The organism is Streptococcus cristatus, from assembly GCF_003944225.1.
Classification (GTDB): Bacteria; Bacillota; Bacilli; order Lactobacillales; family Streptococcaceae; genus Streptococcus; species Streptococcus cristatus_K.
In genome coordinates this window covers 113,435-125,587 of the sequence record NZ_RJPN01000005.1, presented here as the reverse complement: position 1 = coordinate 125,587, position 12,153 = coordinate 113,435, and the positions used below count along the sequence as shown (strand labels likewise).

Sequence of the window (12,153 nt, the reverse complement as noted above, 5' to 3'; positions counted from 1 at the left end):
GTCCTTACCATCTTTAACAATGGTAGATGAGGTTACTTCGTCTGGATCCAATTGGCCATTGCCGTTCTTATCCAGACCAACTTTAACAGTGTGCGTGCCGTTGTTATTATCCACGACTTGGGCTAATGATGGCTTGCCATCTTCTCCTTTAGCTCCAGTTGCACCTGTTGCGCCTGTTTCACCTTTATCGCCCTTAGCTCCGGTTGCGCCTGTTGCACCAGTGGCACCGGTTGCACCAGCTTTTCCATCCTTACCATCTTTGATGATTGTAGATGAAGTTACTTCGTCTGGATCAAGCTCACCGTTACCGTTCTTATCCAGACCGACTTGAACAGTATGAGTACCGTTGTTGTTGTCAACAACCTTAGCTAGTGGAGATTTACCATCTTTTCCGTCTTTAACGATAGTAGATGAGGTTACTTCATCTGGATCGAGCTGGCCATTGCCATTCTTATCCAGTCCAACTTTAACAGTGTGGGTGCCGTTGTTATTATCCACGACTTGGGCTAATGATGGCTTACCATCTTCTCCTTTAGCGCCAGTCGCGCCTGTGGCACCAGTCTCACCTTTATCGCCTTTAGCTCCAGTTGCGCCAGTTGCACCTGTTGCGCCTTTTGGTCCTGCTGCACCTGTGGCGCCGGTTGCGCCTGTAGCCCCCTTATCACCTTTTGGTCCTGCTGCGCCTGTGGCTCCAGTTGCACCAGTTGCGCCTTTATCGCCTTTTGGTCCTGCTGCACCGGTGGCGCCGGTTGCGCCAGTAGCGCCCTTATCACCTTTTGGTCCTGCTGCACCAGTGGCTCCGGTTGCGCCTGTAGCCCCCTTATCACCTTTTGGTCCTGCTGCGCCTGTGGCTCCGGTTGCGCCAGTAGCGCCCTTATCACCTTTTGGTCCTGCTGCACCGGTGGCTCCGGTTGCGCCTGTAGCCCCCTTATCACCCTTAGGTCCAGTTGGCCCCGCATTACGTTTGACAACCATGATGGTATCTACAGGATCAACGTAATTGTGTCCCTTAAATCCTCTTACAGTTCCACCATTTTTTAGTGTCTCAAGTTCTTGAGCTGTAAACTTAGGATTCGGTACGTCATTTAGGTTTTCTGGTTTTGGTCCTACAACAATAACCTGTCCGTCTTTACCTTGTTGGTAAACAATCTGAGAACCAGTTTGATTGTCGAAGGCGCGTTTTTGATCTGGAGTGGCATTCTCATAATCTACGACTCTGACATTATGTGGAATGTCCATAACAAATCTGTCATAAGATTTTTCTGGTTCTGGTGCTGGAACTTCATTGACATATGCTGCAGGAGTATATGTCAAATTAGGGTTCGTTACGACGTTATTCGCTTTTACGTTGGTATTAAATGAGAACCATTGGCGAATTGGACGTGGCCAGTGCTGACCAGGGTTAGTGGTAGCAATATCAAAGCTCAATGATGTACCACTTGTAACTTTTGCAGCACCCGCTCCCCAGAATTCATTCGGATTACCTTGTTGGTCCCATTGATATTCAGTTTGGCCTTTATAAGAGTTATTCTTACCATTTGCATAGTACCAACCATTTGCCTGTGGAACGATAGAAGAACCTACAATTTGTACATTCTGCATATTTGAGCTCAAATTACCATAAATTTCAGCGTAAATATCGTCCCCGTGGTGGTTACGTGAGGCGAAAGAAACAACACCAGGTGTTCTGCCAAAGTCTACCTTAGTGCCATCCGCATAATAGAATTCCCATTCCATATGCAATTGGTTACCAGTTCCTTTACGATCATAGCTGGATCCATTCCAAACTGTCATAGTTGGATCTTTATGGATAGCCATTACCATACTATCATCATAAGCAGAACTCTTCTTAGGCGTATATCGAGCAATAGCTTTCGTAATAGGTCGACCACCGGCAAATGAGTTATGCAAGGTGTACTCTACTGTTGTGGTTCTACCAACTTGCGTATGAACCATGTAGTAAGCATCTGTTTGATCCTTGATGATTCGCTCTGCTGCCGGTTGGCTTGTATCGGCTCTAGTGATAACTGCATTCGGTTGAGTAGTTGTCCCGTCTCGCCACTCATTGTAGCTCCGACTATCCAAAGCTTCACGAACATATTGATTTCGGGATGTGAGCGTACTGTCTTTGACGAACCAGTCTCCTTGTGCCAGCCTAATCCTAGCCGTTGCGTTTGGCTCATCAGAGAACACGAGGTTTTGCGGAGCAATTTGTTGCAAGCTTCCTTCTCTACCTGTTAATTGTTGAGCTCTTTGTTTAGCCGTCAAGTAATCAGAGATTTTTCTATTCATTGCCTGAGCTTCAGTATTTTGAAGATCCGCTGCTTGACGTTCTAATCTGCGTCTTTCTTCGTCAGTTGTTGCGGTTCCAAAATTTCTAAGCTGGTTCGGTGTAACTGGCAAGTTCTCTGATGCTGCTCTATCCAACTGAGTTTTCAAAGCATTAGCTTGAACTGTAGCTAAATTACCGTCTTGTGTAACAGTATAGTCAGATCCTTGACGAGTAGCACCAGTATTTCGGAATCCTGATGTACCACTAACACTTCTGAATCCTGATGTACCTGAACGCTTAGGTTGTGCGGCTGCATTAGTTTCAGAACTTGCTGTTTTTGGCTCTGATTTTTCTTCTTTTGGCTCAGTCTTTTCTTCTGCTTTAGCTTCTTTCGGAGCGCTTGTTTCTTCTGACTTTTCGTCTTTTGAAACAGCAGCTTCTTCTGCTTTAGCTTCTTTTTCAGTGCTAGGCGCAGCTTGTCCCTTAGCTTCAGTTGCTTGAACATCTGCACTTACTGACGCAGCATTCTTTTCAGGTTCGGCTTGTGCTTCAGTTACCGGTTTCTCAGACTCTTTTTCATATGAAACTCTAGCAGCTTCTGCTACTTGAGCTGCTTGGTCTTGTGCAGAAGGACTAACTTCTTGCGCACTTGCAACTCCCCCTCCTAGAAAGAAAATACTTGATCCTAGAAAAACTGAACATGCGCCCCATGCTCTCGTCTTACGAATTGTAAAACGTTGCCTTTCTATTTTCTTCCAGTCTTGTCCCATGTATTGGAACCCTCCTTATTATTTAAAATTGTCACTCCCTCAAGTGTACCATATAAGTGGGATTTAAGCAATTTTATAGCCCTTTTATTACTTAATCATTTTTAGTAAATCTGTCCAATTTTTGAGTATTACTATTTCAAAAATTTACAGTAAATTTTATAAATGTTTCTGATCTATTCAAACAGTATGTTTATACATTTTTAGTTTATAGATTTGATTAATTATTCTAGGCATATAAAAAATCCTGAAAATAAATTTCAGGACTCTGATATTTTCAATATGATTAAAGAAAAACTTTTTTAGGTTTATAAGATTCTTCCCTTTTTTCTAAGATGGCGATAAGCTTACCTTTATGAAAGCCAGCCAAGATTGTTGCCGCATTTTCAATGAAAATAAAGCGACCAAAGCGGACTTCCTCTAACTGCTCTACCGTTAGTTCAATCTTGGGTAGATCACCTGTCCCCAACTCCAGAGGCTGTAGAAAGGAGAAATCCTCCACTGCTACTCGCTCCGCTATTTCATCCAAGGTCAAGGCATCATCTAAGCTCATACCTGCTGAGGAAGTCCGTGTCAGCTGGGACATGTGACTGGCAAAGCCCAGCTTGGCTCCTAAATCAACAGATAGGGTTCGAACATATGTTCCCTTGCTGCACTTGACCCGAAATCGAAAACGGGCTTGCTCATCTTCATAGGCAATCGGACTGGTGCGTTCAAAGCTATAGATGGTCACTTGCCGCTCGGGACGCTCCACTTCTTGACCTGCACGCGCATACTCATAAAGCTTGCGCCCATTGACCTTGACTGCAGAGTACATGGGCGGAATCTGGCGAATCTCACCAGTCATAGATTCCATGGCTTCATCTATGAGAGCTTCTTCTAAAAGCTCTGTCACCGGCGTCCGCTCTAAGATGTCTCCGCTGGCATCTTCTGTTGTCGTTGAGCATCCTAGCGTAATCTCCCCCTCGTAGACCTTGCCTTCCTCCTGCATAAACTCGACCAAGCGTGTCGCCTTGCCCACAGCAATCGGAAGCACCCCGACTACATCTGGATCCAAGGTGCCCCCGTGACCAATTTTCTTCGTTCCCAAAATTTTACGCAGCTTAAAGACCGCATCATGCGAGGTCATGCCCGCTTCTTTTCTTAAGTTGATAATTCCGTTCATTGTCTTGTTTTCTTACTTCTCCTTTAAAGCTTCAAACTTAGCTTTCATAGTAGGGTTTTTGCGCGTCAGTTTTTTGACAGAGACATCGTCCAGTTTGTTATTAGCCAAGCGCAGCTGGTTTTCAGAGGTCGTCAGGAATTTCTTGATTTCTTCCATCCGGCGGATGGCCTTGTCAATCTCTTCGATGGCCTTGCCAAAGTTGGTCGAAGCAGACTGATAGTTCTTGGCAAAAGCTACTTTAAAGGCATCCAAATCTTCCTCAAAATGCGTAATATCAATATTCTGCTCCCGCACCAAGGCCAGCTCCTGCTTGTATTGGAGCGAGTTGAGCGCAGCATTACGCAAAAGGGTAATCATGGGCAGGAAGAACTGTGGTCGGATAACATACATCTTCTCATAGGCATAGGACACATCGACAATACCCGAATTGTAGAGCTCGCTGTCAGCCTCAAGAAGTGTCACAAGAATAGCATATTCACAGCTTTTCTCACGCCGATCCTTATCCAGCTCTTTGAAAAAATGCTCATTTTTCTTCTTGGTCGCTGTCTCATCGCCTTCATTTTTCATCTCAAACATGATAGAGAGGATTTCTACACCATTTTCATCCACCTCACGGTAAATGTAGTCACCCTTGCTGCCTGTTCTGGCATCATTGTCCTTGCCAAACTCCGCTCGCGGAAACATGGCCATACGATTCTTGTTAAACTCGTACTCGCAGTGCTGCTCTAGGCTTTCACCAATCATCTTAGTTGACTGCTTTGCCTTAAAATCCTTGTAGAACTCTATGGTCTCATCTTTCTGCCGCAGCTCTACCTCATAGCGCTCTTTGAGCGAGGTCTGAGCCAGCGCTGCTTCCTTTTCTTGCAAAACTAGCTGATTCTTAACCTCGTCGCGCTCTTTTTCCAGCGCAGACAAGGTCTTTTGCAGTTGATTTTCATGCTCCAAGCGCAGAGTTGTCAGCTGACTTTCCAATTGCTGAACTTCCTTATCCTTCTCTAGTAACTGAAGACTAGCTGCCTGCTCTGCCTCTTTCTTAGCCAATTCCTGCTGGGTCTCAAACTGAGCAATTTGATTTTGAAGCTTGCTAATTTCCTGCTCTTTCTGAGATAGGAGAGCTTGTTGGGCATTCTGGGATTTTTGCTCTGCTAAAGCTAGCTCCTGCTCAATCCGAGCATGGATTTCCTTGTCAAACTCTGCAGTCCGAACCTGCGACAAAAGCTCACTGTACTGGCTCTCATTGACAGTAAAAACCTCCCCGCAGTTGGGGCATTTGATTTCGTTCATGGCTACCTCATTCAAGATTTTTCTCTACTTCATTATACCATTCTTCCCTTTAAATGAAAAACAGCAAGCCGTTAGCCTGCTGTTTCATTTTATAACTCCCCTATCTCAATCCGCCAGCTGGTGGCTGTTTTTCTTTCTTGGATAAATTTGCTGTAAATGCCTTGTTTAGCTAGTAAGTCTTGGTGTTTGCCTTGTTCGACAATGCGGCCTTGATCCAGCACCAAAATCTGGTCTGCATGCTCAACCGTCTTGAGTCGGTGGGCAATCATGATAATGGTCTTATCGCGAGTCAAAGCCTGAATAGCCTGCATGAGGGCTTCTTCGTTTTCTGGGTCAACATTGGCTGTTGCTTCATCCAGAATGATAATAGGTGCATCCTTGATAATAGCCCGAGCGATGGAAATGCGCTGGCGCTCACCTCCAGAAAGACTGGCACCTCCTTCACCAATCTTGGTATCATAGCCATCAGGCAGTGAGAGGATAAAGTCATGACAGGCGGCTTTCTTGGCAGCCTCTATTACTTCTTCCTGACTGGCCTCCGGCTTGCCAAAACGAATGTTATTAGCAATAGTATCCTCAAAAAGATAGACGCTTTGGAAGACAAAGCTGAAATTACGAATCAGGCTGTCATAGCTGTAATCCCTGACGTCATACCCATCCAGACTGATACTCCCCTGGTCCACATCCCAGAAGCGAGCAATGAGATTGCAGAGCGTTGTTTTGCCTGATCCAGAAGGTCCGACCAGGGCAGTTGTTGTTTTTTCGGGAATGGTGAGGGAAACCTGGTCAATAATTTTCTTATTTCCATAAGAGAAGCTAACATCTCTCAGCTCAATCCGGCTGCTCTTAGGCTCAATATCCTGACCACTGATGTCCATCGGCTGGATAGCCAAGACTTGATTGACCATATCAACCGACAAATCAACAATGCGTAGGAGAGAAGAGAAAGAGCCAACGCCGTCTAGATTTTCATAAATCATAAAACCACTGACAATCATCATAATGGTTACCAACAGCTCCATACTGCCATTGAGATAAAAGTAGATAGAGAAAAGCCCCATAAAGAGACCGGTCAGCTTGGTCACCATGCCCTGGAGGGCAATGTAAGGTGAGGTCACAAGTGTCATTTTGGTGTCTAGCTGACTCTTGCCTTCAATAGCCTTGGACAGCTTCTTGGCAGAACGGTTAACCAGATTGTAGTTCTTTACTTCAGCAATTCCTTGGCTGTACTCCAAAACAACGGCTACCAGGTCCATATCCGCCTGATACTTGTCATCAGAAATCTTGCCAACTTGCCAACGCATGAGGGTATTGGGCAGGAGAAAGAGGACGAGACCCACCAAGAGAACCAGACCAACCCGCCAATCATATAGAAAAACCAAAATAGTGATGAGACCAGTCGTCAGAAATCCCTGAACTGTCATCATAACCACTCGCGTAGCTACATCAGACAACCCTTCCAGCGTATTGGTCGTAACACTAGTAATCTTGCCCAAGCTATTTTGATTAAAGTAACCCATAGGCAGATAGCGCATGTGCTCAGCAATTTCAATCCGCTTCTGAGCACAGGTATGATAGCCCGCTTCCGTCTGCAGCATGGTGATTTTCAGGGTAATCCATACGTTTAGCACAGTGGATACCAGCATGATGCCCAGAGCCAGCCAGAAGGTCCGCATAGAAAGATTCTTCTCTATCAATCCCATAACGACTAGGCCGATCGCTGGGATACGCAGAGCGATGATAAAGGACTTGATGACGCCCAGATAAATGGATTGATAAAATTTCTTACGGTCCTCTGCCGTACAGAAATCAAAGAATTTCTTCAGTATATTAAGCATGAGTCAGCCCTCCTTCCATCTCATCACTATCCCTAGTAGCTATATGGGCTTGCCACATAGAAGCATAAAGCGGACTGGCTGCCAGCAATTCTTCATGCCGACCTCTAGCTTCAATCCGACCATCATTGACCAGGACTATCTGGTCTGCACTCATAATCGTAGACAGCCTGTGGGCGATAACAATCAAGGTCCGTCCCTCAATCAGACGAGCTAGACTGGACTGGATCCGTGCTTCATTTTCCGGATCTGTATAAGCAGTCGCTTCATCCAAGATAAGAATCGGCGCATCCTTAAGCATGGCACGGGCGATGGCAATCCGCTGACGCTCCCCACCAGATAGATGACCGCCGCCAGAGCCGACCTGAGTCTCAAAGCCGTTTTCTAAGTTCATGATAAAGTCATAACAGCCACAGCGACGGGCAATCTCGATGACCTCTTCATCAGAAGCTGCTGGATTTCCCATCCGGATATTTTCCATAATCGTCTCATCAAAGAGATAGTTATCCTGGGTCACGTAAGCAATCTGCCGACTATAATAGTCTAGCGGAAGCTGGCGAATGTCCAAGCCACCATAGGTAATCTGACCAGAACTGACATCCCAGAAAGAAGCCAGAAGCTTAGCAATTGTAGACTTACCTGAGCCTGATGGACCGACTAAAGCATTGATGCTGCCAGCCTTAATATCTAGCGAAATGTCGTGCAGTACTTCCTCTTCATCTGTATAGCCAAAGCTGACATCCGTCATGACCAGATCCCTTCCTTTTGGAAGTTCTCTCAGCTCCTGAGGCCTTTTCAAATCAGGCTTTTCCAAAATATCAATGACTTGGCCAAAAATAGTCCCGATTTTCCGTAAATCGTCCATATAACTAGCCACTAAAATCAGAGGAGTCAGCAGACTGAGCGACAGAATAATCATCAGAATGAAATTGCCAGCAGACAAACTGCCTTGCAGATAGAAATAACAGCCAGCCGGCAGCAGAAAGAGCAAGCCTGATGGCAGAAAAGCAGTCACAATGCCCATCTCTAGATTGAACTTGCGCATCCATTCAATAAAGCAGTCTGCTCCTTCTCTAGCAGCCGTCACAAACTTATCGTAAGAGAATTTTTCCTTGCCAAAGACCTTGATGACTTCGATCCCGTTGATGTATTCCACCGCTGTATCATTGAGTTTTTTGGTCTTGACCAGAGTATTTTGATAGTCCGCTTCGCTATTGACAGCCATCCGCATATAGGCCAGCGCCACTATGGGAATAGTCAGGAGAGACAGTAAGGTTAGCCGCCAATCAATAACCAGCATAGCAATGAGGACAATAATTGGACCAAAAATCCCAGCAGTAAACTCTGGAATCAGGTGAGCCAAGGTCGTTTCGGTCGCATCCACCCGCTCAACGATAATGTTTTTATAACTTCCTGATGACTGACTAAGCACTGTACCTAGAGGCAGCCTAGCCAGCTTGTCTGTCAAGCGATGCCGCATTTCCGCTAAAATCTTAAAAGTAGCCGTATGCGACAGCATGGTGGAAATACCGTGGAAGCCCCAGTAGCCAATCCAGGCCAGACCTGCCCACGCTGACTGCTGCAAGTAGAAATCCCAGTTTTTATTGCCAGCCAAGAGCTGATTAATCATTCCACCAATAAAGAAATAAGGCAGAAATTCTGAAATCACAGAGGCAAAGGAAAAGATCAGACTGAGCACAAAATATATCTTATGAAGGGAAACAAAGTCCCAGATCCAAGCAAGAACAGATTTTTTCTTCATAGAATTTCCTTCTTTCTATCAAAAACCGAGCAAACCTCCCCAGTCAAACAAGTCCATGATGGAATGGCAAAATTCCAGCGCCTGCTCTTGGGGCCAGTCTTGAGCCAAGGGCTCAAATACAGCTGTGTAATAAGCTGTCATGCACGATCGCAGAAACTCGTGTTTGACCAAATAATTGATCTTTCCCTCTTTGTAAGCTAGCTCCAAATAGCGATAAGTCTCGTCTGCAGCCAAATGAGGCAGACGCATCCTGAAGTCCGCTTGCGAAGAACCCTGAGATTTAAAGAGCAAGAGCTGCATAATATCCTTATGCTCATAGAGAATCCGCATCAGGGATTGGAGATCTTCCAAGCGATGAGTCCACATATCAGACAGGTGCCCCTCCTCTAGGAAAGTATAATCACGTCGCTTCTGCTCTTGTCCATACTGGTCTAAGGCTGTCAGAGTAGGCTCAAGCAGAGCACTAAAGAGACTATCCTTACCCTCATAGCGCTTATAAAGTGCCCCAGTCGTTAAGCCAGCAGCACGACAAATTCTCCGCAGTGAAGCATCCTGATAGCCATAAGCCAAGAACTCACTCCTTGCGCTTTCCAAGATTTTTTCGTTTAACTCATCTGTTTCTTTTTTCATGCTTTCAATTCGATAACACTGTTATCACCTTTCTTCTTTTATTATAAATTCTGACAATTTAACTGTCAAGGAAAAACAAAAGAAAAATGTGCTGAGCTGTTGATTTTTAAATCTGCTTCTTCTTAGAGAAAAGTCTCCATCTATGTTATCCACGGGTTTACTTTCACTTAACCTAGCAAGGATAACTTTTTTAAAAAACAAAAAGACACTCGTACTGACTTGAAACAAGTCATCTACGAGTGTCTCTCTGCACCACTTTATATGATGATGTGTCATATTACTTGACGATTCTATTTTTTCTTCAAAAAAGGCAAAATGACAATTACCCTACTTACCAAGTTCTTGTGTCCTTTGATAGGCAGCTTGAACGGCTGCCATGACCGTTCCTCGAAAGGCATTTTCTTCCAGACTAGCTACCCCAGCGATGGTCGAACCAGCTGGACTGCAGACTTGATCTTTGAGCTGAGCCGGATGTTGACCGCTAACCTGACCTAGCTTAGCAGCGCCTAAAAGGGTTTGATTGGCCAGTTCAAGCGATATGTCGCGACTGAGTCCTGCTCGGACACCTGCATCTGCTAAAGCCTCTATAAAGAGATAGACGAAAGCTGGTCCGCAGCCAGCAAGAGCTGTCGCCGCATCCAACTGTTTTTCCTCTAATTTGACCAAAAGGCCAGCCGAAGACAGAAGCTCACGCAACAAGTCTTCATCCGCTTGCTTCGCCTGCTGGGATAAGGCATAGGTAATAACACCCTCGCCAACGGCTACTGGTGTATTAGGCATGATTCGAATCCAACGATGGTGGCGAGGTGTCAATTTTTCTAATATTTCCAAGCTCAGACCCGCAGCCATCGAAACCAGCAAAAGAGAGTCCCGTTTTTCTAGAACTTCCTGATACTCAGCCAGCAAGTCAGCAAATTGAGCTGGTTTGATGCCCAGAAAAATCACTTCTGCCTGAGCAAAAACTTCTGCATTACTGACCGGCTGACCACCAAGTTCTGCAGCAATCTTTTCAGCCTTGTCACGACTGCGATTGGCCAGTAGCAATTCGCTTCTGTATCTTTCATCTTGGGCAACTAGACGAGCGAGATTACCACCCATATTTCCCAGACCGATAAATCCAATTTTCATCTTTATTTCCTCACTTGACCCGTCCCTTGGATGACGTATTTATAGCTGGTCAACTCTTTTAGTCCCATAGGACCTCTGGCATGCAGTTTTTGAGTGGAAATCCCCATTTCGCAACCAAGGCCAAATTGACCGCCATCTGTAAAGCGGGTTGAGGCATTGACATAAACTGCTGCGCTATCCACCTGCTCTGTGAAGTAAGCTGCCGCTGCATCGTTCTCCGTCACAATAGCATCCGAGTGATGGGTGCTGTGGGCTTCAATATGCTCCACCGCTTCTTCCAGCGAGGAAACCAGCTTGACAGCTAAGACATAATCCAAAAATTCGGTATCAAAATCTTCCGATTTAGCTTGTGTTCCTGAGATATACTGAGCTGCTTTCTCATCCAAACGTAATTCAACAAGGTTTTCTTGCGCAGCATCTCGTTCTGTCACCAGCATCTTCTGCACACGTGGCAAAAATGCAGCTGCAATCTCTTCATGAACCAGTAGTACCTCCATGGCATTGCAGACAGAAGGGCGACTGGTCTTGGCATTCTCAATAATCGCTAAAGCCTTGTCTTGATCAGCATCCTTATCTACATAGACATGGACAATTCCAGTACCCGTCTCAATAACCGGCACTGTCGCATTTTCCACGACCGCCTGAATCAGTCCCGCACCTCCGCGAGGAATGAGCAAATCCAGATAACCCTTAGCCTTCATCATAGCCTGAGCAGAAGCCCGACTGATGTCAGAAATCAGCTGGATACAATCTGGTGAAATCGCCGTCTGAGCCAAGCCTTCTTTCAAAGCTGTGACAATAGCTAGCGCTGTCTGATAGGCATCCTTGCCACTTCTGAGAACGACTGCACTGCCACTCTTTAGGGCCAGAGCTGCAGCGTCTGAAGTGACATTAGGTCGGCTTTCATAGATAATCCCAATCACGCCCATAGCCACTCGCTTTTTACTGATGACGAGGCCGTTCTCAAGCTCGGTTCTTTCTAAGACTTGCCCTACAGGATCCTCCAAGTCAATCAACTGGCGAATGCCCTCTGCCATAGCAGCAATCCGCTCCTCATTCAGATAGAGGCGGTCCAGCATCACATCTGAAATCCTACCTTTAGCTGCGGTCATATCCAATTCATTGGCTGCTAAAATATCAGCACGAGAAAGCCAGAGCTGCTTTGCCATTTCCTCTAATGCTTGATTTTTCTCAGCAGTTGTAGCTGTGTTGATGGATTTTTTTGACTTTTTTACAATTTCAAATAATTCTTGTGTTGAGGTCATAGCGCCTCCTTTCGTAAGATACAATAATTTCTTTTTATAATTGAT

8 protein-coding genes are annotated in these 12,153 nt (G+C 45.5%); all 8 read right to left on the bottom strand.

Features of this window, described 5'->3' with window-relative positions:
- The coding region (locus D8797_RS06780) for a GbpC/Spa domain-containing protein (RefSeq protein WP_312023863.1) at positions 1 to 3,042 on the bottom strand (3,042 nt) is incomplete at its 3' end.
- A 283-nt stretch (positions 3,043 to 3,325) separates the two neighbouring features.
- Positions 3,326 to 4,204 (bottom strand): tRNA pseudouridine(55) synthase TruB, encoded by an 879-nt coding sequence (truB, locus tag D8797_RS06775; protein WP_125379768.1) that lies wholly within the window; start codon positions 4,202 to 4,204, stop codon positions 3,326 to 3,328.
- A gap of 12 nt (positions 4,205 to 4,216) precedes the next feature.
- Positions 4,217 to 5,488, bottom strand: a complete 1,272-nt coding sequence (locus D8797_RS06770; protein ID WP_125379767.1) for a DUF2130 domain-containing protein — start codon at positions 5,486 to 5,488, stop codon at positions 4,217 to 4,219.
- A gap of 89 nt (positions 5,489 to 5,577) precedes the next feature.
- The gene (locus D8797_RS06765) at positions 5,578 to 7,326 is read right to left on the bottom strand and encodes an ABC transporter ATP-binding protein (protein WP_125379766.1); all 1,749 of its coding nucleotides are present in this window, start codon (positions 7,324 to 7,326) and stop codon (positions 5,578 to 5,580) included.
- Positions 7,319 to 9,085 (bottom strand): ABC transporter ATP-binding protein, encoded by a 1,767-nt coding sequence (locus D8797_RS06760; protein ID WP_125379765.1) that lies wholly within the window; start codon positions 9,083 to 9,085, stop codon positions 7,319 to 7,321. The genes D8797_RS06765 and D8797_RS06760 overlap by 8 nt, the downstream gene beginning before the upstream one ends.
- An 18-nt stretch (positions 9,086 to 9,103) precedes the next feature.
- A complete protein-coding gene (locus tag D8797_RS06755; protein WP_125379764.1) occupies positions 9,104 to 9,715 on the bottom strand; it encodes a TetR/AcrR family transcriptional regulator in 612 nt (203 codons plus the stop codon).
- Positions 9,716 to 10,042: 327 nt separating this feature from the next.
- The gene (gene proC / locus D8797_RS06750; protein WP_125379763.1) at positions 10,043 to 10,843 is read right to left on the bottom strand and encodes a pyrroline-5-carboxylate reductase; all 801 of its coding nucleotides are present in this window, start codon (positions 10,841 to 10,843) and stop codon (positions 10,043 to 10,045) included.
- A 2-nt stretch (positions 10,844 to 10,845) separates the two neighbouring features.
- Positions 10,846 to 12,108, bottom strand: coding sequence for a glutamate-5-semialdehyde dehydrogenase (locus tag D8797_RS06745; RefSeq protein WP_125379762.1), 1,263 nt, complete (start codon positions 12,106 to 12,108; stop codon positions 10,846 to 10,848).
- Positions 12,109 to 12,153: the final 45 nt, after the last annotated feature.

Coding starts and splice junctions, on each gene's coding strand:
- D8797_RS06770 (WP_125379767.1), bottom strand. CDS start 5,488: ATGAACGAAATCAAATGCCCCAACTGCGGGGAGGTTTTTACTGTCAAT.
- D8797_RS06765 (WP_125379766.1), bottom strand. CDS start 7,326: ATGCTTAATATACTGAAGAAATTCTTTGATTTCTGTACGGCAGAGGAC.
- D8797_RS06760 (WP_125379765.1), bottom strand. CDS start 9,085: ATGAAGAAAAAATCTGTTCTTGCTTGGATCTGGGACTTTGTTTCCCTT.
- D8797_RS06755 (WP_125379764.1), bottom strand. CDS start 9,715: ATGAAAAAAGAAACAGATGAGTTAAACGAAAAAATCTTGGAAAGCGCA.
- proC (WP_125379763.1), bottom strand. CDS start 10,843: ATGAAAATTGGATTTATCGGTCTGGGAAATATGGGTGGTAATCTCGCT.
- truB (WP_125379768.1), bottom strand. CDS start 4,204: ATGAACGGAATTATCAACTTAAGAAAAGAAGCGGGCATGACCTCGCAT.
- D8797_RS06745 (WP_125379762.1), bottom strand. CDS start 12,108: ATGACCTCAACACAAGAATTATTTGAAATTGTAAAAAAGTCAAAAAAA.